Raw genomic sequence first — 24,550 nt, 5'->3', positions numbered from 1 at the left:
AAATAATTCTCATTTAGTTCAGGATCACCAGCGCGGGGTATTCCGAGAGCTTGGCCGAGGTGATGTGTGCCAGGGAGCGCACCACGTCCAAGGGCTGGTCGAGGCGGTAGTTGCCGGTCACGGCGACGCTGGCGAGCTGGTCGTTGTTATTGACGATCCAGCCGGGGTAGTAGCGGCGCAGCTCGGCGAGCACTTCGCCCATGGGGCAGTTTTCAAAGATCAGCCGGCCCTCGACCCACGCCAGGTCCTTGTCTGCATCCAGCTTGGCCGGTGGGCCGAAGCCCTTGGGGCCGATGCGGATGCTCTGCCCGGCGCTCAGGCGCACACGGGCGTCGTCGACGGTGTTGCTCAGGTCCACGTCGCCGCGTTGTACTTGCACCTGGGCCTCGCCGTTGAGGTAGCGCACGGCGAAGGCCGTGTCGCGCACGCTGGCGCGCACCGGGCCGGCGTCGATCTCCAGGGGCAGGCCACGGTTGGGCGCGATCTCGAAAAACGCTTCGCCCTGATACAGGCGGGCAACGCGCTGGTGGTCCTTGATGCTGCTGGAAAACGCCGAGTTGGTGTTCAGCAGCACTTTCGCGCCGTCGTCGAGTTGCAGGCGCTGGCGCTCGCCGACCACGGTCAGGTGGTCGGCTTGCAGGCGCACCGGCAGGTTGCTGAAGCTGAACAGGCCGATCAGCAGCACGGCGGCGGTGGCCAGGGGTTTCCAATGCGGTTTGAGCCGGCGCCAGGCACTCGGCTTGCGCGGCGCGGCGAGGGCGACGGCAGCGCTGTGCACCGGCGCGCCCCCCCAGGCGGCCTGGGCCTTGGCGAAAGCGTGGACGTGGGCCGGATCGCTGGCCAGCCAGGCCTGGAACTCGGCCTGCTGCCCAGGCTGCGGGCACTGCAAGGTGATCAGCCAGTCGAGGGCCTGGTCCATAGCCGTGTCTTGCAACACCTCATGAGCCAGCTCATGGGGGCGCAGTTTATTCGGGTCCGTCACGGTGTTCCTCGGGTCTTCGCCACGTTTTATTGATCTTTCCTACAGCTGAATCGGGTGAAGCTTAAGGCCGATCCAGCCTTTCGGCCACACCTACACAGATGGCCATGATCAACTTCAGTTCCTTTTGCACGGTGCTCAAGGACACGTCCAACTGATCGGCAATCTCCTGGTAGCTGCAACCGTGCAGGCGGTTGAGGATGAAGATCTGCTGCTGGCGGGCGCTCAACTGGCCGAGGCTGACGCTCAGGTGTTCCAGCAGTTGCTCGGCCTGGGTCGCGTCTTCGGGCGTACTGATGGGGGCGGCGACGCTTTGCAGGACATCCAGCGGGACATCTTCCTGCAACGTACGGGCCTGGATCCTGCGTGAGCGCAGATGATCCAGCGCCAGATTGCGTGCGGTTTGATAGACGAAGGGTTCGAGGTGGTCGATCGGCCGCTCGCTGAGGGCGCGGGTGACACGCAGGTAGGTTTCCTGCAAGAGGTCCTCGGCGGTGCTGGGGTTATTTACCATCCGCTGCAAGGTGCGTAGCAGAATCACCCGTTGGGTGATAAAGACTTGGTTGAAGCGAGATTGGCTCACAGGGGTACCAGACCGATTTGCAGTTAATGATAATGCTTATCATCAACTCAAATAGCAAGGAGCACTTTTGGGAGGGTTGGCGCAGGACAAATGTGGGAGCGGGCTTGCTCGCGAATACAGTCTGTCAGTTGATAAAGATGTCGACTGACCCACCGCTTTCGCGAGCAAGCCCGCTCCCACACAAGCCCCACACAAGCCAACTCCCGTGGGGATTTCTACTGGGCCGTTATTCGGCGTTGCACAGCGCCAGGCAGTTATCCAGCATGCGGTTGGAGAACCCCCACTCGTTGTCATACCAGGCCAGCACTTTCAGCAATTTGCCAGTGGACTTGGTGTGATTGGCATCGAAAATCGACGACAACGGGTTGTGGTTGAAGTCGCTCGAAACCAGCGGCAGGGTGTTGTAACCGAGGATTTTCGAGTGCTGGCTGGCTTCCTTGAGCAGCGCGTTGACTTCTTCGGCCGTGGCTTCCTTCTTCAACTGCACGGTGAGGTCGACCAGCGACACGTTGATCACCGGCACACGCACGGCCATGCCGGTCAGCTTGCCTGCCAGTTCCGGCAGCACCAGGCCGACCGCTTCGGCGGCGCCGGTCTTGCTCGGGATCATGTTCTGGGTGGCCGACCGCGCGCGGTACGGGTCGGTGTGGTAGACGTCGGTCAGGTTCTGGTCGTTGGTGTAGGCATGAATGGTGGTCATCAGGCCGCTTTCGATGCCCAGTTCGCGGTGCAATACCTGGGCAACCGGCGCCAGGCAGTTGGTGGTGCACGAGGCGTTGGAGATGATTTGGTGGGATTGGCGCAGAATGTCGTGGTTCACCCCGTAGACGACGGTGGCGTCCGCGCCCTTGGCCGGTGCGGAAATGATCACCTTGCGTGCGCCGGCGGTAATATGGGCGGCAGCCTTGGCGCGGTCGGTGAACAGGCCGGTGCATTCGAACACCACGTCGATATTCAGCGCGGCCCACGGCAGTTCGGCCGGGTTGCGAATGGCACTGACAGCGATCCGGTCACCATTGACGGTCAGGCTTTCCTGATCGTGGGCGACCTCTGCTTCGAAAGTGCCATGTACGGTGTCGAATTTGAGCAGGTGGGCGTTGATCGAACTGTCGCCCAGATCGTTGATGGCGACGATCTGCAAATCCTGGCGGTAGCCTTGGGTATACAGTGCGCGCAGGACATTACGGCCGATACGGCCAAAACCATTGATTGCGATACGAAGAGTCATTGGAAAGTGCCTGTCGTCGATTTGTTGTAAGAATTACAAGATTATTCGCATAAAAATAGAAAACAAGCCTTTTTAGTGGCAATATTTTGTTCAATCTACAACGAGTGACCTGAATCAACTGGTCCGATGATTCAAACGACACCCTGCCATCCCATGGTTAGCGGGCGTTTGATCAGCATAGACACTCAGGTCGCCACATCCGTTAGCCTGGAGTTCTACACATGCATCCCCGCGTTCTTGAGGTCACCGAACGGCTTATCGCCCGTAGCCGCGCCACCCGCGAGGCTTACCTTGCGCTCATTCGCGGCGCAGCCAGCGACGGTCCGATGCGCGGCAAGCTGCAATGCGCCAACTTCGCCCACGGCGTGGCCGGTTGCGGCACTGAAGATAAAAATAGTCTGCGCATGATGAATGCCGCCAACGTGGCAATTGTTTCGTCATATAACGACATGCTCTCGGCGCACCAGCCGTACGAACATTTCCCTGAACAGATCAAGAAGGCCCTGCGCGAAGTGGGCTCGGTCGGCCAGTTCGCCGGCGGCACCCCCGCCATGTGCGACGGCGTGACCCAGGGCGAGCCCGGCATGGAGCTGAGCCTGCTCAGCCGCGAAGTGATTGCCATGTCCACGGCGGTAGCGCTGTCCCACAACATGTTCGACGCCGCGCTGATGCTGGGCATCTGCGACAAGATCGTCCCCGGCCTGATGATGGGCGCGCTGCGCTACGGTCACCTGCCGATGATTTTCGTGCCCGGCGGGCCGATGCCGTCCGGTATCTCCAACAAGCAGAAAGCCGACGTGCGCCAGCGCTACGCCGAAGGCAAGGCGACCCGCGAAGAACTGCTGGAATCGGAGATGAAGTCCTATCACAGCCCCGGCACCTGCACCTTCTACGGCACCGCCAACACCAACCAATTGCTGATGGAAGTGATGGGCCTGCACCTGCCCGGCGCCTCGTTCGTCAACCCGTACACGCCGCTGCGTGACGCCCTGACCCGCGAAGCCGCGCACCAGGTCACGCGCCTGACCAAGGCCAACGGCAGCTTCATGCCGATTGGCGAGATCGTCGACGAGAAGTCCATCGTCAACTCCATCATTGCCCTCAACGCCACTGGCGGCTCGACCAACCACACCCTGCACATGCCGGCGATCGCCATGTCGGCGGGCATCATCCTGACCTGGGACGACATGGCCGACCTCTCCGAGGTGGTGCCGACCCTGTCCCACGTGTATCCAAACGGTAAGGCCGACATCAACCACTTCCAGGCGGCTGGCGGCATGTCGTTCCTGATCCGCGAACTGCTCGAAGCCGGCCTGCTCCACGAAGACGTCAACACCGTGGCGGGCAAGGGCCTGAGCCGCTACACCCAGGAACCGTTCCTGGTCGACGGCGAGCTGATCTGGCGCGACGGCCCGATCGAGAGCCTCGACGAAAGCATCCTGCGCCCCGTGGCCCGCGCGTTCTCGCCGGAAGGTGGCTTGCGCGTGATGGAAGGCAACCTCGGCCGTGGCGTGATGAAAGTCTCGGCCGTGGCCCTTGAGCACCAGATCGTCGAAGCGCCGGCGGTGGTGTTCCAGGATCAGCAAGACCTCGCCGATGCCTTCAAGGCCGGCCAGTTGGAAAAAGACTTCGTCGCGGTGATGCGCTTCCAGGGCCCGCGCTCCAACGGCATGCCCGAACTGCACAAGATGACCCCGTTCCTCGGCGTGTTGCAGGACCGTGGTTTCAAGGTTGCGTTGGTGACAGACGGGCGCATGTCCGGCGCCTCGGGTAAGATTCCCGCCGCGATCCACGTCAACCCCGAAGCCCAGAGCGGCGGGCCACTGGCGCGGGTGCGTGATGGCGATATTATTCGCGTGGATGGCGTCAAAGGCACCTTGGAGCTCAAGGTGGACGCCGAAGAATTTGCAGCGCGCGCGCCGGCCACGGGCCTTCTGGGCAACAACGTGGGGGCCGGTCGCGAGCTGTTTGCATTTATGCGCTTGGCCGCAAGCTCCGCAGAGCAGGGCGCCAGCGCCTTTACCTCTGCCCTGGAGACGCTTAAGTGAAGCTTGCGCTGGTCGGTGATATTGGTGGAACCAACGCGCGTTTTGCGTTGTGGCGCGATCAGGAGCTGCATTCGATCCGCGTGCATGCAACGGCGGACTATGCCAGCCCTGAGGATGCGATCAAGGTTTACCTCAAGGAAGAAGGCCTGCACATCGGCGACATTGGCGCGGTGTGCCTGTCGGTGGCCGGTCCCGTGAGTGGCGATGAATTCAAGTTCACCAACAACCATTGGCGCTTGAGCAGGGCGGCTTTCTGCAAGGCCTTGCAGGTAGACGAACTGCTGCTGGTCAATGACTTCTCGGCCATGGCCCTCGGCATGACCCGCCTCAAACCCGGCGAATTCCGCGTGGTCTGCGAAGGCACGCCGGAACCGTTGCGCCCGGCGGTGGTGATCGGCCCGGGCACCGGCCTGGGCGTCGGCACGCTGCTGGACCTGGGGGGCGGGCGTTTTGCGGCGCTGCCGGGGGAGGGCGGCCATGTCGACCTGCCATTGAGCAGCCCGCGAGAGACCCAGCTGTGGCAGCACATCTACTCTGAAATCGGCCATGTCAGCGCCGAAACCGCCTTGAGCGGCGGTGGCTTGCCGCGTCTGTACCGGGCGATTTGTGCCGTCGACGGGCATACCCCGGTGCTGGAAACCCCCGAAGCCATCACGGCCGCAGGCCTGGCCGGCGACCCGGTGGCGATGGAAGTGTTGGACCAGTTCAGCATCTGGCTGGGCCGCGTGGCCGGCAACAACGTGCTGACCACGGGCGGGCGCGGTGGTGTGTATATCGTGGGCGGGGTGATACCGAGGTTTGCCGACTTCTTTATCGCCAGCGGTTTCGCCAAGAGCTTTCGCGACAAAGGCTGCATGAGTGACTATTTCAAAGGTATTCCGGTGTGGTTGGTGACGGCGCCTTATTCCGGGTTGACTGGCGCGGGCGTGGCGCTTGAACAGGCTTTTGCGTAGGCAGCGATGGCCTCTTCGCGAGCAAGCCCGCTCCCACATTCTGATGTGTGAACACCTTCAAGTGTGGGAGCGGGCTTGCCCGCGAAGGGGGCCTCAAGGGCAACAAATGACTTAAGCTTGGCCATAACAACAAGGAGGCCCCCGTGAGCGTAATCAGTAAATCCATTCTCCTCGTCGACGACGACCAGGAAATCCGCGAATTGCTGCAAACCTACCTCAGTCGCGCCGGCTTCCAGGTGCGTGGCGTGCCGGATGGCGCGGGGTTCCGCCTGGCGATGAACGAGGCGCCGTGCGACCTGGTCATCCTGGATGTGATGCTGCCGGGCGAAGACGGTTTCAGCCTTTGCCGCTGGATCCGCCAGCACCCGCGCCAGGCGCAGGTGCCGATCATCATGCTCACCGCCAGCTCAGACGAAACCGACCGTGTGATCGGCCTGGAACTGGGCGCCGACGATTACATCGGCAAGCCGTTCAGCCCCCGCGAGTTGCAAGCGCGGATCAAGGCGCTGTTGCGCCGTGCGCAGTTCGGCCAGGAACAACGCGGCAGCAGCGATGTGCTGGCGTTCGATGAGTGGCGCCTGGACATGATCAGCCACCGGCTGTTCCACGTAGACGGCGAAGAAGTGATCCTCTCCGGCGCCGACTTTGCGCTGCTCAAATTGTTTCTCGATCACCCGCAACAGATCCTCGACCGCGACACCATCGGCAACGCCACCCGTGGCCGCGACCTGATGCCGTTGGACCGTATCGTCGATATGGCCGTCAGCCGCCTGCGCCAACGCCTGCGCGATACCGAAAAACCGCCGAGGCTGATCCGTACCGTGCGTGGCAGCGGTTATCAACTGGCAGCCAGCGTGGTTGCCGGCAATGCCCACTGAACATCTGAGCGAACGCCGCCGCCGCTTCCCGGTACCGCGCTCGCTGCTGGGGCGCATGCTGCTGCTGACTTTGCTGGTGGTGTTGTTTGCCCAGGCGCTGTCGAGCGTGATCTGGGTTTCGCAACTGCGCGCCACCCAGCTTGAAGGCCTGGTCACCAGTGCCCGCAGCCTGGCGCACTCGATGACGGCCAGCGTGAGTTATTTCCGTTCGTTGCCGGTGGCCTATCGCCCGTTGGTCCTCGACCAATTGCGCAGCATGGGCGGCACACGGTTCGTGGTGACGCTCAACGATCGGCCGCTGGACATGCAGGTCTTGCCGCAAACTCCGCGCAAACAGGCGGTACTGGAGGCGGTGGATGAAGTGCTGCGCCAGACCCTGGGCGCCGACGTGCACATCTCGGTGGAATTCGTCAGCGCCGAAGACCTGCGCATCTTCAACGCCGGTTTGAAACTCGACGAGTTGCCACGCTCATGGGCGCATTACGCGCTGACCCTGGAGCCGGTGAACCCGCCGGTGCTGGTCACCCAGATCCAGCTCGCCCCTGGCGAGTGGCTGTACATCGCCTCGCTGCTGCCCGAGCCCTACACCAGCCTTGAAGAACAGGGCCTGCCGTCCCAGCAAGTGTGGTTTATCGTGCTCACCAGCGGCTTCTTGCTGCTGTTTATCGGCCTGCTGGTGCACTGGCAAAGCCGGCCGCTCAAACGCCTGGCGCGGGCGGCGCGGGACATGTCCCTGGGCGCCGACGTCGAACCCGTGGCCGAAGGCGGCGGCAGTGAAGTGGTCGAAGTGGGCCGCGCCTTCAACGCCATGCGCGAGCGCATCAGCCGTTACCTGACCGAGCGCAGCCAGTTGTTCAGCGCTATTTCCCACGACTTGCGCACACCGATCACACGCCTGCGCCTGCGTGTGGAGTTGCTTGAGGACGAAAACCTGCAAGCCAAGTTCGGCCGCGACCTGGATGAATTGGAGTTGCTGGTCAAAGGTGCGCTGCAATGCGTGAAAGACACCGACATCCACGAAAACATCGAGCCGGTGGACCTCAACCACGTGCTCGACTGCCTGGTCGAGCCGTACCTGGCGCCGAACGGCAACGGCCGCGTGACCCAGCACGGTCGTGCGCTGAGCACCTATCCGGGCAAGCCGCTGGCGCTCAAGCGCTGCATCGGCAACCTGATCGACAATGCGTTGAAGTACGGGCAGAACGCGCATTTGCACATCGAAGACGATGGCGCGCAGTTCATCCTGCATGTGGATGATGAAGGGCCGGGCGTGCCGGAGCAGCGCTTGGAGCAGGTGTTTGAGCCGCACTTCCGCTTGGCTGGGCAGCAGCAGGGGTACGGGCTGGGGTTGGGGATTGCGCGCAATATTGCCCACAGTCATGGCGGCGAGGTGAGTCTGCAGAATCTGCGCGAGGGGGGGCTGCGAGTGACCCTCCAGCTACCCCGTGGCCTGGATTAAAAAACGCCGCAGATCAAATGTGGGAGCGGGCTTGCTCGCGAATGCGGTGGATCAGTGAATATATTTTTGACTGACACACCGCATTCGCGAGCAAGCCCGCTCCCACATTTTTGATCTCTATTGAATCAGATGCTTTGGCGCAGTCTGGCCAGGTCTCTCAAAGGCGGCGCGCCGAATAACCGGCTGTATTCGCGGCTGAACTGCGACGGGCTTTCATACCCCACCCGATACCCCGCCGCCGAGGCTTCCAGCCCTTCGGCAATCATCAGTCGGCGCGCCTCCTGTAACCGCAGCTGCTTCTGATATTGCAGCGGGCTCATGGCGGTAATCGCCTTGAACCGATGGTGCAAGGTCGAGACGCTGAGGTTCACTTCCTTGGCCAGGTCATCGATGCGCAGCGGCTGTTCATAGTTGCTGTTCAACCAGGTGATCGCCTGGCTGACCCGATGGCTCTGACTGTTGGCCACGGCGATTTCATACAGCCGATAGCCCTGCGGCCCACGCAACAAACGGTAGAGGATTTCCCGGTTGATCAGCGGCGCGAGCATGGCGATGTCTTTGGGCGTATCCAGCAGGCGCGCCAGGCGCAGCACCGCGTCGAGCAACGGGTTGTCGATGCGGTCGACGTACATGCCGCGGGCGGTCGGACGCGACGGCACGCCCATCGGCCCGGCTTCGGCGATCAGCGCGGTGAGTTGTGCCGGGTCGATATTGATGCGCACCGACAGGTTCGGGTCTTCGGGCGTGGCATCGATGATCCGCCCGGCGACCGGCATGGCGACCGAGAACACCAGGTAATTGAGCGGGTCATAGGCAAAGATTTCATCGGCCAGGCGCACTTCCTTACTGCCACTGGCGAGGATGCACAACGCGGGCTCCACCAGCACCGGCATAAAGTCGCGTGGGGTGTTGTGGCGGTTCAGGTAGAGCGAAGTGATCGCGGTGCCGTAGGAACCGTCCTCCCAGGTGTGCCGGTGGACGATGCTGGCCAGTTCGGAACGCTGTTTTTCCATCTCGGCATCGAGGGGCGTGGACTGATGTTCAGCTGACGACATGGGGCGTCCTCTACAGGCTTTTTTGATGGGCTCAGCTTAGCGGCGACTTTTCAAAAAGTGTTACGTCGATTCTGCACAATCCTTGCCTGATCCTGCGATACGTCACGAATCAGGCAAGCAGCGGGGCTGTCATCTGCCTGAAACACTGAGTCTGCGGTGCTCATCTCTCCAGCACCCCGGACCTGCGCGCTACGCTTCTCGCAGGATTGTGCAATAAGCCGGCAGGAATCGACTAACCGCGCCGAGCGCCGCGCCGTTATCTTTGATCCTGTGGCAACACGCCCTCACCGTGCTTGCCGAGCATCACTTCTCAACGGGAGAGTCGAACATGTCCACCCCCATTCCCGCGAGCCATATGGCCTTTATCCGCGCCCGCAGCGGGTGCAGCACCGAACTCGGTGCACGCTTGAGCAGTTTGATCGAACCGGGCCGCCAGGCTCAGGGTTGCCTGCAATTCTCGTTGCAGCAGTCCCAGGTTGACGCCGATGTGTGGCTGGTCTCGGGCTTCTGGAGCAGCGAGCAGGCGATGAGCCTCTACTTCAACTCACCGGCCTTGATGATCTTCACTGAGCTGTTGAACGACATGGTGATCCGCAGTATGGATTTCCAGACATTCACCGATGCATCCGCCGCCAACGCCTATGGCGAGTACCTGCAACTCGCCGGCTAAATCAGGTTTAGAATGGCCGACTTTCCATTGGCCAGGACCTGCAACATGGCACGTAAAGAATTTGCCCACCACGAAGCCGTTTCCGCCGTAGTGCCGGGAGAGGGTGGCTACAGCGCCGCCGTCGCCGTGAAGGCACTGGACGGCATGGGCGCACCGCGCTTTCACAAGATCCTTGATGGACAGAAGTTCAAGACGGCGTCCGATGCTGACGATGCGGCGGCACTGCAGCTTGAGCGGTTGATTGCTGTGGATGAAGAAGGTCAGCTGTCCTGGGCGCCTGCCACAGTCTAAATAACACTGCTGATCCAAAGGTGGGAGAGGGTTTGTGTGGGAGCGGGCTTGCTCGCGAATGCAGTCTGTCAGTTGATAAAGATGTCGACTGATACACCGCCTTCGCGAGCAAGCCCGCTCCCACACAAGCCCTCTCCCACAGTTTTGATCGCATTTCAGTCAGGGTTTGGTGGCGCCTGGGCGGTACATCTTGAACAGGGCTTCCGGGCCCAGCTGGAAGTAATCTGCCGGCCCACCGCCACGCAAGATCGGCTCGGCGGCGGCCGTGTCGTAGACGCCATCCTTGAGCAACCACTTGGCAATATGCACCGCCACCACCTCACCGAGCACCAGCCAGCTCGGTACCCGTTCCTTGTCGGCCCGTTGCAGCTGAATAATCTGCGTCACCTTGCATTCAAACGACACCGGGCTCTCGCCGACCCGTGGCACGGCAACGATTTTCGAAGCCACCGGCGTCAGCCCGGACAACTCGAATTCATTCACCTCAGGCGATACCGCCGCGCAACTCTGGTTCATCTGCTCGGCCAGCGGGCGGGTCGCCAGGTTCCACACGAACTCGCCGGTCTGCTCGATATTGTTCAGGCTGTCTTTGCGGCCGACGCTGGAAAACCCAATGATCGGCGGAATGTAGTTGAACGCATTGAAGAAGCTGTAAGGCGCCAGGTTCAAGCGGCCTTCGCGGTCCTGGGAGGAAATCCAGCCGATGGGCCGTGGGCCGACGATGGCATTGAACGGGTCATGGGGCAGGCCGTGGCCGTTGGCGGGTTCGTAGAAGTGGATGTCGTCGGGCATGGCCGGGGTTCCTGCGATTGAGTGCGGTGAGGTGGCCATACTGCAAGGCATGGCGGTGAATTTCCATCGGCGATATGGAATTTTCATACAGCGCCCACCTATTTTTCACAGCTACACGTTCAGTCTGCGCGGCAGGTCGACGCCCCCTCATAAGTCGGCCAGTTCAAAGACTGAGCATTGGAGCTTTTTACCCCCCATGAACAAACTTCCTCAGATCACCCTGGCGTTCTGGGTCATGAAAATCTGCGCAACCACCCTGGGCGAAACCGCCGGGGATTTGCTCTCGATGACCCTGAATGTCGGCTACGCCCTCAGTTCGATGATCTTGATCAGCGTGTTCCTTGTCACCCTGGTGACGCAACTCTGGTCGAAAACCTACAACCCGGTGCTGTACTGGATCGTGATTCTGTCCACCAGCACGGCCGGCACCACCATGTCGGACTTTATGGACCGTACCTTGGGCCTGGGCTACGCAACGGGGTCGATGATCCTGATTGTGATCCTGATGATCATCTTCGCGATGTGGCACCTGAGCGGTGATTCGCTGAACGTGAACAAGGTGCAGACGTTCCGTGGCGAGTTGTTCTACTGGATGGCGATTCTGTTTTCCAACACCCTGGGCACCGCACTGGGCGACTTCCTGGCGGACGATTCGGGGCTGGGTTTTGCCGGCGGTGCGTTGTTGATCGGCTCGACCATTGCGGCCGTGGTGGCGCTCAAGTACTTCACGCGGATCTCGTCGGTGTTGTTGTTCTGGGTGGCGTTTGTGTTGACCCGCCCGTTTGGCGCGACACTGGGTGACTTCCTCACCAAACCCCATGAAAAGGGCGGGCTGGATTTCGGCACGATTGGCTCGTCGGCGGTGCTGGCGGCGGTGTTGGTGGTGATGATTGTCGGGGCGTCGTATGCGCAACGGCGGTATGGACGTGACCGCATTAGCCCGGCGATACAAAACTAAAATGTGGGAGCGGGCTTGCTCGCGAATGCGGTGGATCAGTCAAAATATCTGTGTCTGATACACCGCATTCGCGAGCAAGCCCGCTCCCACATAAGCCCGCTCCCACATTTAGAACTGCATTCAGCTGTTAGTCAGTGGTAATCCGCGAATGCTTGCGCGTGTCCTTCATGGTCACGTAGACCACCAGCGACACCGCGATGCACGCAGTCACATACCAGTAGTAACCGGTTTCCATGCCGATGCTCTTGAACCACAGCGCAATGTATTCAGCCGTGCCGCCGAAGATCGACACCGTCAGCGCATACGGCAGGCCCACGCCCAGTGCACGGATTTCGGTAGGGAACAGTTCGGCCTTCACCACCGCGTTGATCGAGGTGTAGCCGCTGACGATGATCAGCGCGGCCATGATCAGGAAGAACGCGCCCCACCAGGTCTGGATGGTGTGCAGGGTTGTGAGGATCGGTACGGTACACAGGGTGCCGAGGATACCGAAGGCGATCAGGATCGGCCGCCGGCCAACCTTGTCCGACAGAGCGCCGACCAGGGGTTGGATGCACATGAACAGAAACAGCGTCGCCGCCGAAATGGTGGTGGAGTCGGAAATGCTCATGCCGACGGTGTTCACCAGGTATTTCTGCATGTAGGTGGTGTAGGTGTAGAACGCCAGCGTGCCGCCCATGGTCAGGCCGACCACGGTCAATACTTCCTTGGGGTGACGCAGCAAGGTGCGCATCGCGCTTTCCTTGGCTTTTTCCTTCTTGGTGAACGACTCGGTTTCTTCCATGCCGCGACGCAGGTACAGCGCAACGACCGCGCACAGTGCGCCGATGGCGAACGGGATGCGCCAGCCCCAGGCGTACAGTTGCTCGGTGGTGAGCACTTGTTGCAGCACGATCAATACCGCCAAGGCAATGAGCTGGCCGGAAATCAGGGTCACGTACTGGAAGCTGGAGAAGAAGCCGCGGCGTTCCTTGGTCGCCATTTCACTCAGGTAGGTCGCGGAGGTGCCGTACTCGCCACCCACGGACAGGCCTTGCAGCAAGCGCGCGAGGACCAACAGGATGGGTGCGCCGATGCCGATGGTGTCATAGCCCGGCGTCAGGGCGATCAGCAGCGAACCGAAGCACATCAACAGTACCGAGGCCATCAACGCGGCCTTGCGGCCTTTGTAGTCGGCGTACATGCCCATCAACCAGCCGCCGATCGGCCGCATGATGAAGCCCACGGCAAAGATCGCGGCGGTGTTCATCAGTTGCGCGGTGGAGGAACCGGCGGGAAAAAAGGCTTTGGCGAAGTACAGCGAGAATGCCGCGTAGACGTACCAGTCGTACCACTCGACCATGTTGCCGACCGAGCCGCTGAAGATCGATTTGATCCGGCTGGAGGTGGTGCGTTCTTTTGCCGGCGCGGCCGCCGACCCCAGAGGCAGGGCGTTGGAGTTATCCATTGAAGGATCCTTCATCTAGTTGTTTTTATGGAGCGTGCCTGGGCACAGCCTGGTTGGGGCTATAGCAGGAGCTGTGCCAGGTGGATGAAGGCCCGGTCTAGAAGGGTTTGGCGGATTTTTTGAGCGGAAAGTCGCTGATGTTTTGTGAGGGGTGAGCGGAAATCCGCTTATGGCGGCTGGCCTTTTCGCGGGCAAGCCCGCTCCCACAGTTGACCGAGTTCCAAATTTGGAATGCAGTCAGTGTGGGAGCGGGCTTGCCCGCGAAAAGGCCCGAAGGTCGCTAGAGAAACATCTCCCGCACCAACCCATGGCGCTGCATCTTTTCATTGAAGGTGCGCCGCGGCAGTTGCAGCTCCGCCAGCACCGCCTTGATGTCACCTTTGTGCCGCGTCAACGCCGCCTTCAAGCAATGGGCTTCAAACGCTTCCTGCTGCGCCGCCAACGATTGCCCGGCCTCGATGCCTTCCGGCTCCGGCTCGCCCAACCCCAGCACTTGGCGTTCGGCGACGTTGGCCAGCTCGCGCACATTGCCCGGCCAGTCGTGGCTGAGCAGGCGCCCCAACTGCGCGCCGCTCAAGGGCTCGATACTGCGGCCGAGGCGCTCGGCGGCACTGTGTGCAAAGTGGTCGAACAACAGCGGAATATCTTCACGCCGCTCACGCAACGGTGGCAGGCGCAGTTGCGCGACATTCAACCGATAGGCCAGGTCTTCACGGAAACGCCCGGCGCGCGCTTCTTCCAGCAGATCGGGTTTGGTCGCGGCAATAATGCGCAAATCCACGTGGATGCTCTGGTTGGAGCCCAAGCGCTCCAGCTTCTGCTCCTGCAACACCCGCAGCAGCTTGACCTGCTGGGCCAGGGGCATGCTTTCGATTTCATCCAGGAACAGGGTGCCGCCGTGGGCGTATTCCAGTTTGCCGATGCGTTTGCCCTGAGCGCCGGTAAACGCGCCGCTTTCATGGCCGAACAGCTCGGCCTCAAACAGTTGCTCGGGGATCGCCGCGCAGTTGAGCGCCACAAACGGCTTTTTCGCGCGCGGGCCGAAATCATGCAGGCAGCGCGCAACCAGCTCCTTGCCGCTGCCGGTCTCGCCGCGGATCAGTACATTGACCGGCAAGCCTGCCAGGTCCAACACCTGGCGCCGCAGGTTCTGCAACCCCCGGGACACGCCGAGCAGGCTCGATTCAAGCTGGGCCTTGTGGTCAGCCTGTTGATGCAGGCGCCGGTTTTCCAGGATCAGCCCGCGCTTGTCCAACGCCCGGCGCAGGCTGTTGAGCAGGGCGTCGGGGCTGAAGGGTTTTTCCAGAAAGTCGTAGGCACCGTCGCGCATGGCTTCCACCGCCATCGGCACATCGCCGTGGCCGGTGAGCAGGATCACCGGCAGGTCGGCATCGCGGCGTTGCACTTCGGCGAGCAACTCCAGGCCGCTGAGGCCGGGCATGCGCACATCGCTGAGGATCACGCCGGGGAAGTCCCTGGGCAACTGCGCCAGGCATGCCTCGGCGCGGCTGAACAGCTGCACCTCAAAGCCCGACAGGCTCAACCACTGCTCCACGGCCGTGCGGATGCTGGCTTCGTCATCGACCACAATCACCGCGTTCAACATAGGTCGGGCGTCTCCAGCGCGATTGGCAAGGTCAGGGTAAACACCGCGCCGTCGCCACGGTTGCCGGCGATCAGGCGCCCGCCCAATTCGTGCACGATGGCGTAGGACACCGCCAGCCCCAGGCCCAGCCCATCACCCACCGGCTTGGTGGTGAAGAAGGGGTCGAACACGCTGTTCAGGTGTTCTTCGGCGATCCCGCCGCCGCTGTCGCTGACGGTCAGTTGCCACAGCTGCTGGTCGGCGTGCAGGCGGATTTCCAGGCGTTTGCGCGGCTTGTCGGCCATGGCGTCGAGGGCATTGCGCAGCAGGTTGATCAGCACCTGTTCCAGGCGGATCGCGTCGCCGCGGACCCAGGCCGGGCGGGTCAGGTCGAGTACCACGCCGATGCCTTCATCACGCAGGCGTGCGTCGAGCAGGTGCAGGGATTGGTCGACCACCATCGCCAGGTCCAGGCGTTCGCGCAGGCCGCTGGGGCTCTTGCGGGCGAAGGTCTTGAGGTGGCCGGTGAGCGCGGCCATGCGTGTGAGCATTTCGTCCAGCGGGGTCAGGGCCTTGTAGGCATCGTCCACGCGGCCGTGGTCGAGCAACAGGCGCAGGGTGGCCAACTGCATGCGCTGGGCGGTCAGCGGCTGGTTGATCTCATGGGCGAGGGCGGCGGACATCTGCCCCAGCGCCGCCAGCTTGGCCGATTGCACCAGGCCATCCTGGGCGGTGCGCAGCGCCTGGGTACGTTCTTCCACCAGGCGCTCCAGCTCTTCGCGGCTGCGCTGGCGCAACCGGGCCAGGCGCCAGCGCTGCGTGAGGAACAACACCAGGAACACCAGGGCCAGCCAGGAACCGGCGGCGGCCAGGCCGGCGTTGCGCTGGTCTTCAAAGGCGAATTGCGGTTTGCGCAGCAGGTGCAGGGTCCAGCCTTCGGCTTTGAGCGGCAGGGATTCCCAGATGTAATTGGCGTTGCCATCGGGGCCGTTGACGCGCATCAGGTGGCTGTTGTCGTCAAAGCGCTGCAAGGGCTGGGTGTCCAGCGGTTCCAGGTGTTTCTTGTCGTATTGGCGGGTGGCCTTGAGTTCGGCCAGGTCGGTGTCCGACAGCGGTCGCAGGTTGCGGTAACGCCAGCCTGGCTGATTGGCGATAAACACGATGCCGCGCGCGTCACTGACCAACAACAGGTCGTTGCCCTGGGCCCATTCGCGCTCGAGCTCGGGGAATTCCAGCTTGACCACCATGGCGCCGAGGAACTGCTCGTGTTCATCCACCACCGCGCTGGAAAGAAAATAGCCCGGCACGCCTGTGGTCACTCCCACCGCGTAGAAGCGTCCCGTGCCCTGGCTTTTGGTCTGGCTGAAATACGGCCGGAACGCGTAGTTGTGCCCGACATAACTGCTCGGCAGGTTCCAGTTGCTGGCAGCCACCGCGAGGCCGTTGCGGTCCATCAATTCCAGGGTCGATGACTGTGCGGCGCCGTTGATGCGTTCCAGTTTGCGGTTGAGCACATCCTGGGTTGCGGGGTCCAGCGGGCCTTTCAACGCGCTGATCATTTCCGAGTCCAGCGCCAGTACGGCGGGCAGGGCGCGGTAGCGTTCGATCAGGGTGTGCAGGGAATTGGCGTACAGGGCGAGTTGCTGATTCGCACGAGCCGCATCGTCCACCAGGGCTTGGCGTTCGGCGTGGCGGGTGGCCAAGGCGGCGGCCAACAGCGCACCGGCGATGATCAACAGGGAATAGAAGGTCAGGCGCAGGGGGCGAGGGATCACGATCATACGGTGATGAACAGGCGCAGTGAGGGGAGTGCACCATACCATGCGTGCCTTGAATCTTGTGACGAATGGGTTTGTGTGGGAGCGGGCTGGCCCGCGAATGCGCTGTGTCAGTCGCCGCAGATGTTGGCTGATCCACCGCCTTCGCGGGCAAGCCCGCTCCCACATTTGAAGCGTGCCAGCCATAAAAAAGGCGACTGGGCCGTGTAGCCGCAGTCGCCATTTTTTATGGCAGGGAAGTGCTTATTGCACTTCTACCGCCAGGCTTTCACTGATCTTTTTCTGCCAGATGGCAGGACCGGTGATGTGCACGGATTCGCCCTTGCTGTCGACTGCAACGGTGACCGGCATGTCTTTGACGTCGAACTCGTAGATCGCTTCCATACCCAGTTCGGCGAACGCAACCACGCGCGACTTCTTGATGGCTTGCGCCACCAGGTAGGCAGCACCGCCGACGGCCATCAGGTACACGGCCTTGTGGTCCTTGATCGCTTCGATCGCAGTCGGGCCGCGCTCGGATTTGCCGATCATGCCCAACAGTCCGGTTTGCTCGAGGATCTGGCGGGTGAACTTGTCCATCCGCGTCGCGGTGGTCGGGCCAGCCGGGCCAACCACTTCTTCGCGCACCGGATCAACCGGGCCGACGTAGTAGATGAAACGACCCTTGAGGTCCACCGGCAGGGTTTCGCCCTTGTTCAGCATCTCGACCATGCGCTTGTGCGCGGCGTCGCGGCCGGTAAGCATCTTGCCGTTGAGCAACACGGTTTCGCCCGGCTGCCAGCTCTGCACTTCTTCCGGGGTCAGGGTGTCGAGGTTGACGCGACGGGCCGATGGGCCGGCTTCCCAGACGATTTCCGGGTAGGCGTCCAGCGGTGGCGCTTCCAGCGACGCCGGGCCCGAACCGTCGAGCACGAAGTGTGCGTGACGGGTGGCGGCGCAGTTGGGGATCATGCACACCGGCAGGGAGGCAGCGTGGGTCGGGTAGTCCATGATCTTCACGTCGAGCACGGTGGTCAGGCCACCCAGGCCCTGGGCGCCGATGCCCAGTTGGTTGACCTTCTCGAACAGCTCCAGGCGCATCTCTTCGATACGGTTCTGCGGGCCGCGTTTTTTCAGTTCGTGGATGTCGATGGATTCCATCAACACTTCCTTGGCCATCACCGCGGCTTTCTCGGCGGTGCCGCCGATGCCGATACCGAGCATGCCCGGTGGGCACCAGCCGGCGCCCATGGTCGGAACGGTCTTGAGCACCCAGTCGACGATCGAGTCGGACGGGTTGAGCATGGCCATTTTCGACTTGTTCTCGGAACCGCCACCCTTGGCCGCCACGTCCACTTCCACGGTGTTACCCGGGACGATGGAGTAGTGGATGACCGCAGGGGTGTTGTCCTTGGTGTTTTTACGCGCGCCTGCCGGGTCGGCGAGGATCGATGCACGCAGGACGTTTTCCGGCAGGTTGTAGGCGCGACGCACGCCTTCGTTGATCATGTCGTCCAGGCCCATGGTGGCGCCATCCCAACGTACGTCCATGCCTACGCGCACGAACACGGTAACGATACCGGTGTCCTGGCAGATCGGGCGATGGCCGGTGGCGCACATGCGCGAGTTGATCAGGATCTGGGCGATGGAGTCACGGGCCGCTGGCGATTCTTCGCGCAGGTAGGCTTCGTGCATGGCCTGGATGAAATCAACGGGGTGGTAGTAGGAAATGAATTGCAGGGCGTCGGCAACGCTCTGAATCAGGTCGTCTTGCTTGATCACGGTCATGAGTCGCGCTCCTCTATAAGGGAACATTCAATAAAGGTGGCTTCAGTGGGGTGCATCGGTCGGCTGAAGCCACCTTTCCAAGGCACGCCAATGGTGCAGGCGCGACGCTAAAAAGGCGCGGCAGTATAACCCGGCACGGTGGCCGATACACCCGACTATGGTCAAACTGTCGCAGGCATGATTCCCTGTGCCCATCCCCTGTGATTGAGACCTTTATATGCCTGAACTGCACGTCGGCGAACGCCACTGGTCGGTCGCCACCGGCAGCAATCTGTTGGATGCGTTGAATCAGGCGGGTGTGGCGGTGCCCTACAGTTGCCGCGCCGGCAGTTGCCATGCGTGTCTGGTGCGGTGTACCGGCGAGGTTTCCGATCGGCAGCCGGATGCCTTGAGCCCGGCCCAACGCCAGGAGGGTTGGCGGTTGGCCTGTCAGTGCCAAGTCAGCGCGGATCTGCGTGTCGAAACCTTTGATCCGGTGCGTGACGGTTTGGCGGCGCAGGTCGTGGGCGTCGATTGGTTGAGCTCGACGGTGCTGCGCCTGCGTCTGCAACCGGAGCGTGGCCTGCGCTATCGCGCCGGCCAGCATCTGGTGGTGTGGGCGGGGCAGGTGGCGCGGCCTTACTCGCTGGCGAGTTTGCCGCAGGAGGACCCGTTCCTGGAGTTTCACCTCGACTGCCGCCAGCCTGGGGAATTCACCGATATTGCCCGTCAGTTGCAACTCGGCGACGGTTTGCGTCTGGGCGAGTTGCGTGGCGGCGCGTTGCAATATGATCCGGACTGGCAAGCCCGACCGTTGTGGCTGCTGGCGTCGGGCACGGGCCTGGGCCCATTGTGGGGGGTATTGCGTGAGGCGCTGCGCCAGGATCACCAGGGCGCCATCCGCGTGATTCACCAGGCCCATGATGTCGCCGGGCATTACCTGGCCGAACCCCTGGCAGCGCTGGCCGCGCAGCATCCGAACTTGACGGTGGAGCTGTGGACGGCGGCGCAGGCGACCCAGGCATTGGCGCAACTGCGGCTTGTTTCGCGGCAAACCTTGGCCTTACTCTGCGGACACCCCGCCCATGTCGACGCGTTCTCCAAGCGCCTGTTCCTGGCGGGCCTGCCGCGCAATCAACTGCTGGCCGACGTGTTCCTGCCCCGTGGTTGAGCGCTGAACTCCACAGCCGCGAGAATCGCCATGACCGACGCCATCCTGCAGCACCGCGAACGTGGGCTGCTGACCTTGCAGCTCAATCGCCCCGACAAGAAAAACGCTCTGACCCGTGGGATGTACACACAGTTGGCCAAGGCGCTGGAGTTGGCCGATGCAGATTCAGCCATTCATGCGGTGCTGATCCAGGGCAGCAGCGAGTGTTTTACCGCCGGCAATGACATCGGTGACTTCCTCGAGCAACCGCCAGCCGACCTCGACAGCCCGCCGTTTCACTTCATGCAAAGCCTGCTCAACTGCCGCAAACCGGTGATCGCCGCAGTGGCGGGCGCGGCCGTGGGGATCGGCACCACGCTATTGCTGCATTGCGACCTGGTCTATGTCAGCCGGGATGCGCGGTTGCGCATGCCGTTCGTCAACCTGGGGCTGTGTCCGGAGTTTGGCTCGAGCCTGATCCTGCCGCGACTGCTGGGGCATGCGAAGGCCGCAGAGCTGTTGCTGTTGGGTGAGGGGTTCAGCGGTGAGCAGGCGGCGGCGTGGGGGATTGCGACCGAGGCGCTGGGCAGTGGCGAAGCGGCGTTGGCCAAGGCGCGGGAAGTGGCTGCGCGTTTCGAGACGCTGGCGCCGGGGGCGGTGCAGGTGACCAAGCAGTTGATGAAAAGCGTGGATCGCGAGCAGTTGCGGCGGGTGATTGAGGAGGAGGGCGCGTTGTTTACCCAGCGGTTGAGGTCGCCGGAGGCGGTTGCGGCGTTGTCGGCTTTTATCACTGGGCGATGAAGCTTGGCTGATTGGTCTGGCCTCATCGCGGGCAAGCCCGCTCCCACAGGGGATCGCGGTCAAACTGTGGGAGCGGGCTTGCCCGCGATGAGGTCCTGTGCAGCCACACAAAAACCCAGGCATAAAAAAGCCCCGAACCAGTCGGGGCTTTTTCATTCAGCAGTCACTCAGACCATTGGGTCGCCAACGTGCAGGATCTTCATGCCGTTGGTGCCGCCAGTGGTGTGGTAGCTGTCGCCCTTGGTCAGGATGACCCAGTCGCCTTTTTCCACGACGCCGCGCTTGACCAGCTCGTCGATGGCCGCCTGGCTGACTTCGTGCGGCGGCAGCGATGCCGGGTCGAACGGCACGGTGTACACACCACGGAACATCGCCGCGCGGGCCTGGGCTTCGCGGTGTGGGGTGAACGCGTAGATCGGCACCGAAGAACGGATGCGCGACATGATCAACGGCGTGTAGCCACTTTCGGTCAAGGCGATGATCGCCTTCACGCCCGGGAAGTGGTTGGCGGTGTACATGGCCGCCAGGGCGATGCTCTGGTCGCAGCTTTCGAACTCTTTGCCGATGCGGTGGCTGGAGGTCTTGCTGGTCGGGTGCTTTTCAGCGCCGACGCAGATACGCGCCATCGCTTGCACGGCTTCCAGTGGGTACGGGCCGGCGGCACTTTCAGCCGAGAGCATCACGGCGTCAGTGTAGTCGAGCACGGCGTTGGCCACGTCGGACACTTCGGCGCGGGTCGGCATCGGGTTCTGGATCATCGACTCCATCATCTGGGTCGCCACGATCACCGCTTTGTTGTGGCGGCGTGCGTGCAGGATGATCTTCTTCTGGATGCCGATCAGCTCGGCGTCACCGATTTCCACACCGAGGTCGCCACGGGCAACCATCACGGCGTCGGAAGCCTTGATCAGGCCATCGAGGGTTTCGTCATCGGCCACGGCTTCGGCGCGTTCGATCTTCGCCACCAGCCAGGCGGTGCCGCCGGCTTCGTCGCGCAGTTTACGGGCGTATTCCATGTCGGCTGCGTCGCGCGGGAAGGACACGGCGAGGTAGTCCACTTCCATTTCAGCGGCGAGCTTGATGTCGGCCTTGTCTTTTTCAGTCAGGGCAGGAGCGGTCAGGCCACCACCGCGACGGTTGATGCCTTTGTGGTCCGACAGCGGGCCGCCGATAATCACGGTGCAGTGCAGTTCGGTCGGGGTAGCGGTGTCGACGCGCATGACCACGCGGCCGTCATCCAGCAGCAGTTCGTCGCCGACGCCGCAATCCTTGACCAGGTCCGGGTAATCGATACCCACGACTTGCTGGTTGCCTTCGGTCAGCGGGTGGCTGGTGGAGAAGGTGAACTGGTCACCGATCTTCAGCTCGATGCGCTTGTTGGCGAATTTGGCGATACGGATTTTCGGGCCTTGCAGGTCACCCAGCAACGCCACGAAACGGCCATGCTTAGCCGCGAGGTCACGCACCAGCTTGGCACGAGCCTTGTGCTCGTCCGGGGTGCCGTGGGAGAAGTTCAGACGGGCGACGTCCAAACCAGCCAGAATCAGCTGTTCGAGGACTTCCGGCGAATTGCTGGCCGGGCCAAGGGTGGCGACGATTTTGGTACGACGGACGGACATGCACAGACTCCTGAGTTCAAGCGCTGAGGAAGGCTACTATGCTCTTTCGTTGTAGTCATTGTTCGTTTGCACTACTTATCGACGATTAACTTGTTTTCGCGGCGGCTGATTACGAACAACCTTGAAGATTTTCGACTAGGGGTCGATACATTGCACAAGACAGGAGAACCCTCATGCGAATTTTGCTCGTTGCCGCCCTGGCCGTCAGTGTTGTCGGCTGCACCCGCTGGTCGATGGACCACCATTTGAACAACGCTTATCGCGCCTACAAGGTCGGCGATTGCGAGCGCGTCACTCTGGAGTTGTCCCAGGTCGACCGCGAGAGCCGTACCCGGCGTTATGTGCAGCCGGAGGTCTCGATGTTGCGTGGGCAGTGCCTGGAGCGCCAGAAATTGTTTGTCGACGCCGTGCAGACCTATCAGTTCATCATCAATCAGTATCCGTCGAGTGAGTACGCCTATCGTGCCCGCGCGCGGCTCGATACCTTGCAACAGCTAGGACACTACCCTGGAGCAAGCACCGCCCAGACGCGCCCGGCCTCGCTGTGATGACATTCGTCATTTAATAACTGGCCCGTTGCCAGTCTTGGGCTATCCTTCGGATGTTCGTTTGTACAAGTTTCTATTCGAACGAATGAGGGACCCGGATTCGGCAGTTGTCTGGTGACACAAGGTTGTATGTTGTCACTCCGATATCCAGGGAGAGCGAGAGATACGCGCTCGTTCCGAATCACTGGCACGGCCAGATTAATGGCCATTGGATGGCGATCTCACCATGTTTACCGACCGACGGATCGAGCGGCATCAGCTACCTTGTTTTCTGCAAGTATTCAACCGCCTCACTGACAAGCCCATCGGCTTTTTGGGTAACGTCTCGGCAGACGGGCTTATGTTGATCAGCCTGCTGCCCATGATGGTCGACGCGGACTTCGAGTTGCGCTTGAAGATTCCCGTGCCTGGCGACACCTTTGAGGCCATTGACCTGACGGCGACCTGCTTGTGGAGTCATGAAGACATCAACCCACAGCATTACGATTCCGGGTTCAGGGTGCTCCAGGCGCCCGAGGAATATGGGCAACTGATCAGCGTATTGATGCATTACTTCAGTTTCGATCCTTTGCAGGCTTCAGCCTAGCTATCGCGTGCTGTCGGCCCGGTTGGGGACTGCCCCTTGCCGAGGCCGTGCGCTCTATTCTCAGAGTACGCCCGCTTTCTTCCAGCCCAGGTAGCGTGTCACCAGGGCTGGGCCAAGCTCCGATGGTGGAGTGTCCAATACCGACAGGCCATGGGCGCTCAAGCGGTCATGCAGTTCATCCCGGGTATTGAGGTAGTCGACGGTGCCGCTGTAGGCCAGGGCTTCGGGCAAGGTTTGCACGGGGATCTGGCGCAGTTGGTCGAGTACTTCCTCGCGCAGGCTGGCCACCAGCACCCGGTGTTGGCGGCCGATGCGCTTGGCCGCGGTCAACAAAGCTTCATCGTCCTCATCCCGAAGGTTGGTGACCACAATCACCAGGGCGCGGCGTTTTTGTCGGGCTAGCAGTTGGCTGGCCGCGGCCTCGTAGTCGGCTGTGCGTCGTGTCGTGTCCAGGTCGTAGACTGCGTTGAGCAGCAGGTTCAACTGGCTGCTGCCCTTGACTGGTGCCAGGTAGCGCGACTGTTCACCGGCAAAGGTGCATAAGCCCACCGCATCGCCCTGGCGCAAGGCTACATAGCTGAGCAGCAGGCAGGCATTCAGCGCATGGTCGAAGTGCGACAGCTCGTCGTCCTGGCTGCGCATGCGTCGGCCGCAATCAAGCAAGAACACGATTTGTTGGTCGCGCTCATCCTGATATTCCCGGGCGATCGGTGTACGTTGCCGTGCAGTCGCCTTCCAGTCGATCTGGCGCAGGCTGTCGCCCTCGCGAAATTCGCGCAGTTGATGAAACTCCAGCCCCAATCCGCGTCGCTGATGCTGCCGAACGCCCAACTGGCTCAGCCAGTTGTCCACTCCCAGGAGCTGTGCACCATAGAGTCGGGCGAAATCCGGGTAGACACGTGTGGCGTCGTTGACGTCGATCAAGCGCCGCACCGCCCACAGCCCGAGGTGGCTCGGCAGGTGCACCTCGCAACGAGTGAAAGTGAAATGCCCGCGCCGCAAGGGGCGCAGGCGATACCCCAGCTCACTGCGTTCACCCGGTCGCAGCGCGATGGACTGCGGCATGTTCTCTACGCTCAGGCCGTCAGGAGCATGGTCGAATACCTGCACGGTCAGGGGCTGTGGCGAGTCGTGTTCCAGCGTCAGGCGCACCTCGCCCCAGCGGCCCAACGCCAAGCTGCCGGGCATCTGCCGTTGCACGCGTGGGGAAGGGCGACGGCGCAGGCGCGCGGCATCCAGCAACGCCAGCAGCAAAAGCGCCAGCAGCAGGCCCCAGGCTATCGAGTACAGGGTGTCGGGCACCTTGAACTGCAACGCGGTCGCCGCGCCGAGCAGGGTGTTCAGGCCAAGCAGCACTGCGAGCCAGGTCAACAGCAGGCGGGTCGGTTTCATGGGC

General features: G+C 62.0%; 22 protein-coding genes. 11 read left to right on the top strand and 11 right to left on the bottom strand.

Going from position 1 to position 24,550, the window contains the following annotated elements:
* Positions 1-13: 13 nt before the first annotated feature.
* The 3 genes from PSH81_RS21695 to gap all read right to left on the bottom strand — a co-directional run bounded on the left by PSH81_RS21695 (position 14) and on the right by gap (position 2,790).
* A complete protein-coding gene (locus PSH81_RS21695) occupies positions 14-982 on the bottom strand; it encodes a FecR domain-containing protein (RefSeq protein WP_226456276.1) in 969 nt (322 codons plus the stop codon).
* Between the two features lie 61 nt (positions 983-1,043).
* Positions 1,044-1,562 carry an RNA polymerase sigma factor gene (locus tag PSH81_RS21690; protein ID WP_305391459.1) on the bottom strand — a complete coding sequence of 173 codons (519 nt, stop codon included), beginning with the start codon at positions 1,560-1,562 and terminating at the stop codon, positions 1,044-1,046.
* 226 nt (positions 1,563-1,788) lie between these two features.
* Entirely contained in the window at positions 1,789-2,790 is a 1,002-nt protein-coding gene (gene gap, locus PSH81_RS21685; RefSeq protein WP_192299486.1) for a type I glyceraldehyde-3-phosphate dehydrogenase, read from the bottom strand.
* Positions 2,791-3,011: 221 nt separating this feature from the next.
* Here gap and edd point away from each other — a divergent pair, with 221 nt between their 5' ends.
* The 4 genes from edd (at position 3,012) to PSH81_RS21665 (ending at position 8,128) form a co-directional block, all read left to right on the top strand.
* Positions 3,012-4,838, top strand: a complete 1,827-nt coding sequence (gene edd / locus PSH81_RS21680) for a phosphogluconate dehydratase (RefSeq protein ID WP_305391458.1) — start codon at positions 3,012-3,014, stop codon at positions 4,836-4,838.
* Positions 4,835-5,791 (top strand): glucokinase, encoded by a 957-nt coding sequence (locus PSH81_RS21675; protein WP_305391457.1) that lies wholly within the window; start codon positions 4,835-4,837, stop codon positions 5,789-5,791. The genes edd and PSH81_RS21675 overlap by 4 nt, the downstream gene beginning before the upstream one ends.
* A 143-nt stretch (positions 5,792-5,934) precedes the next feature.
* Positions 5,935-6,669, top strand: coding sequence for a response regulator (locus PSH81_RS21670; RefSeq protein WP_305391456.1), 735 nt, complete (start codon positions 5,935-5,937; stop codon positions 6,667-6,669).
* Positions 6,659-8,128, top strand: a complete 1,470-nt coding sequence (locus PSH81_RS21665; protein WP_192299482.1) for an ATP-binding protein — start codon at positions 6,659-6,661, stop codon at positions 8,126-8,128. Before PSH81_RS21670 ends, PSH81_RS21665 begins: the two co-directional genes overlap by 11 nt.
* Before the next feature lie 125 nt (positions 8,129-8,253).
* On the opposite strand, the gene PSH81_RS21660 is transcribed toward PSH81_RS21665, so the two are convergent.
* Complete coding sequence (locus tag PSH81_RS21660) at positions 8,254-9,183, bottom strand: AraC family transcriptional regulator (RefSeq protein WP_305391455.1); 930 nt, start codon at positions 9,181-9,183, stop codon at positions 8,254-8,256.
* A gap of 328 nt (positions 9,184-9,511) precedes the next feature.
* Between PSH81_RS21660 and PSH81_RS21655 the strand changes: the two genes are divergently transcribed.
* Positions 9,512-9,853 carry an antibiotic biosynthesis monooxygenase family protein gene (locus tag PSH81_RS21655; protein ID WP_192299480.1) on the top strand — a complete coding sequence of 114 codons (342 nt, stop codon included), beginning with the start codon at positions 9,512-9,514 and terminating at the stop codon, positions 9,851-9,853.
* Positions 9,854-9,865: 12 nt separating this feature from the next.
* Positions 9,866-10,144 carry a hypothetical protein gene (locus PSH81_RS21650; RefSeq protein ID WP_192299479.1) on the top strand — a complete coding sequence of 93 codons (279 nt, stop codon included), beginning with the start codon at positions 9,866-9,868 and terminating at the stop codon, positions 10,142-10,144.
* Between the two features lie 159 nt (positions 10,145-10,303).
* Here PSH81_RS21650 and PSH81_RS21645 read toward each other — a convergent pair whose 3' ends face one another.
* Positions 10,304-10,936: a flavin reductase family protein gene (locus tag PSH81_RS21645; protein WP_192299478.1), complete on the bottom strand. Its 633-nt coding sequence runs from the start codon at positions 10,934-10,936 to the stop codon at positions 10,304-10,306.
* A gap of 196 nt (positions 10,937-11,132) precedes the next feature.
* On the opposite strand from PSH81_RS21645, the gene PSH81_RS21640 reads away from it, so the two are divergent.
* Positions 11,133-11,894, top strand: coding sequence for a hypothetical protein (locus PSH81_RS21640; protein WP_192299477.1), 762 nt, complete (start codon positions 11,133-11,135; stop codon positions 11,892-11,894).
* A gap of 127 nt (positions 11,895-12,021) precedes the next feature.
* On the opposite strand, the gene PSH81_RS21635 is transcribed toward PSH81_RS21640, so the two are convergent.
* The 4 genes from PSH81_RS21635 to PSH81_RS21620 form a co-directional block, all read right to left on the bottom strand.
* Positions 12,022-13,341: an MFS transporter gene (locus PSH81_RS21635; protein ID WP_192299476.1), complete on the bottom strand. Its 1,320-nt coding sequence runs from the start codon at positions 13,339-13,341 to the stop codon at positions 12,022-12,024.
* 280 nt (positions 13,342-13,621) lie between these two features.
* Positions 13,622-14,947 (bottom strand): sigma-54 dependent transcriptional regulator, encoded by a 1,326-nt coding sequence (locus PSH81_RS21630; protein WP_192299475.1) that lies wholly within the window; start codon positions 14,945-14,947, stop codon positions 13,622-13,624.
* On the bottom strand, positions 14,941-16,707 hold the full coding sequence (locus PSH81_RS21625) for an ATP-binding protein (RefSeq protein ID WP_226456271.1): 1,767 nt from the start codon (positions 16,705-16,707) through the stop codon (positions 14,941-14,943). Before PSH81_RS21625 ends, PSH81_RS21630 begins: the two co-directional genes overlap by 7 nt.
* A 240-nt stretch (positions 16,708-16,947) precedes the next feature.
* Complete coding sequence (locus PSH81_RS21620) at positions 16,948-18,471, bottom strand: fumarate hydratase (protein WP_016971118.1); 1,524 nt, start codon at positions 18,469-18,471, stop codon at positions 16,948-16,950.
* Between the two features lie 217 nt (positions 18,472-18,688).
* Between PSH81_RS21620 and PSH81_RS21615 the strand changes: the two genes are divergently transcribed.
* Positions 18,689-19,621, top strand: coding sequence for an iron-sulfur-binding ferredoxin reductase (locus PSH81_RS21615; protein WP_226456270.1), 933 nt, complete (start codon positions 18,689-18,691; stop codon positions 19,619-19,621).
* A gap of 30 nt (positions 19,622-19,651) precedes the next feature.
* The gene (locus PSH81_RS21610) at positions 19,652-20,401 is read left to right on the top strand and encodes an enoyl-CoA hydratase-related protein (protein WP_226456269.1); all 750 of its coding nucleotides are present in this window, start codon (positions 19,652-19,654) and stop codon (positions 20,399-20,401) included.
* A 167-nt stretch (positions 20,402-20,568) separates the two neighbouring features.
* On the opposite strand, the gene pyk is transcribed toward PSH81_RS21610, so the two are convergent.
* Complete coding sequence (pyk, locus tag PSH81_RS21605) at positions 20,569-22,020, bottom strand: pyruvate kinase (protein ID WP_192299471.1); 1,452 nt, start codon at positions 22,018-22,020, stop codon at positions 20,569-20,571.
* Positions 22,021-22,193: 173 nt separating this feature from the next.
* Between pyk and PSH81_RS21600 the strand changes: the two genes are divergently transcribed.
* Both PSH81_RS21600 and PSH81_RS21595 read left to right on the top strand, forming a co-directional pair.
* The gene (locus PSH81_RS21600; RefSeq protein ID WP_192299470.1) at positions 22,194-22,568 is read left to right on the top strand and encodes a tetratricopeptide repeat protein; all 375 of its coding nucleotides are present in this window, start codon (positions 22,194-22,196) and stop codon (positions 22,566-22,568) included.
* Between the two features lie 226 nt (positions 22,569-22,794).
* A complete protein-coding gene (locus PSH81_RS21595) occupies positions 22,795-23,154 on the top strand; it encodes a PilZ domain-containing protein (RefSeq protein WP_192299469.1) in 360 nt (119 codons plus the stop codon).
* Positions 23,155-23,214: 60 nt separating this feature from the next.
* Here the strand turns inward: PSH81_RS21595 and PSH81_RS21590 are convergent, their stop codons facing one another.
* Complete coding sequence (locus PSH81_RS21590) at positions 23,215-24,546, bottom strand: DUF58 domain-containing protein (protein WP_305391454.1); 1,332 nt, start codon at positions 24,544-24,546, stop codon at positions 23,215-23,217.
* Between the last annotated feature and the right edge of the window lie 4 nt (positions 24,547-24,550).

The organism is Pseudomonas sp. FP2335 (assembly GCF_030687535.1).
In the GTDB taxonomy this organism is placed as follows: Bacteria; Pseudomonadota; Gammaproteobacteria; order Pseudomonadales; family Pseudomonadaceae; genus Aquipseudomonas.
This window is presented reverse-complemented; position numbering and strand designations above follow the sequence as displayed.

Bases quoted from the DNA above. Each gene is read 5' to 3' on its own strand.
- gap (WP_192299486.1), bottom strand. From the start codon at position 2,790: ATGACTCTTCGTATCGCAATCAATGGTTTTGGCCGTATCGGCCGTAAT.
- edd (WP_305391458.1), top strand. From the start codon at position 3,012: ATGCATCCCCGCGTTCTTGAGGTCACCGAACGGCTTATCGCCCGTAGC.
- PSH81_RS21665 (WP_192299482.1), top strand. From the start codon at position 6,659: ATGCCCACTGAACATCTGAGCGAACGCCGCCGCCGCTTCCCGGTACCG.
- PSH81_RS21660 (WP_305391455.1), bottom strand. From the start codon at position 9,183: ATGTCGTCAGCTGAACATCAGTCCACGCCCCTCGATGCCGAGATGGAA.
- PSH81_RS21655 (WP_192299480.1), top strand. From the start codon at position 9,512: ATGTCCACCCCCATTCCCGCGAGCCATATGGCCTTTATCCGCGCCCGC.
- PSH81_RS21650 (WP_192299479.1), top strand. From the start codon at position 9,866: ATGGCCGACTTTCCATTGGCCAGGACCTGCAACATGGCACGTAAAGAA.
- PSH81_RS21645 (WP_192299478.1), bottom strand. From the start codon at position 10,936: ATGCCCGACGACATCCACTTCTACGAACCCGCCAACGGCCACGGCCTG.
- PSH81_RS21640 (WP_192299477.1), top strand. From the start codon at position 11,133: ATGAACAAACTTCCTCAGATCACCCTGGCGTTCTGGGTCATGAAAATC.
- PSH81_RS21635 (WP_192299476.1), bottom strand. From the start codon at position 13,341: ATGGATAACTCCAACGCCCTGCCTCTGGGGTCGGCGGCCGCGCCGGCA.
- PSH81_RS21630 (WP_192299475.1), bottom strand. From the start codon at position 14,947: ATGTTGAACGCGGTGATTGTGGTCGATGACGAAGCCAGCATCCGCACG.
- PSH81_RS21625 (WP_226456271.1), bottom strand. From the start codon at position 16,707: ATGATCGTGATCCCTCGCCCCCTGCGCCTGACCTTCTATTCCCTGTTG.
- PSH81_RS21620 (WP_016971118.1), bottom strand. From the start codon at position 18,471: ATGACCGTGATCAAGCAAGACGACCTGATTCAGAGCGTTGCCGACGCC.
- PSH81_RS21615 (WP_226456270.1), top strand. From the start codon at position 18,689: ATGCCTGAACTGCACGTCGGCGAACGCCACTGGTCGGTCGCCACCGGC.
- PSH81_RS21610 (WP_226456269.1), top strand. From the start codon at position 19,652: ATGACCGACGCCATCCTGCAGCACCGCGAACGTGGGCTGCTGACCTTG.
- pyk (WP_192299471.1), bottom strand. From the start codon at position 22,020: ATGTCCGTCCGTCGTACCAAAATCGTCGCCACCCTTGGCCCGGCCAGC.
- PSH81_RS21600 (WP_192299470.1), top strand. From the start codon at position 22,194: ATGCGAATTTTGCTCGTTGCCGCCCTGGCCGTCAGTGTTGTCGGCTGC.
- PSH81_RS21595 (WP_192299469.1), top strand. From the start codon at position 22,795: ATGTTTACCGACCGACGGATCGAGCGGCATCAGCTACCTTGTTTTCTG.
- PSH81_RS21590 (WP_305391454.1), bottom strand. From the start codon at position 24,546: ATGAAACCGACCCGCCTGCTGTTGACCTGGCTCGCAGTGCTGCTTGGC.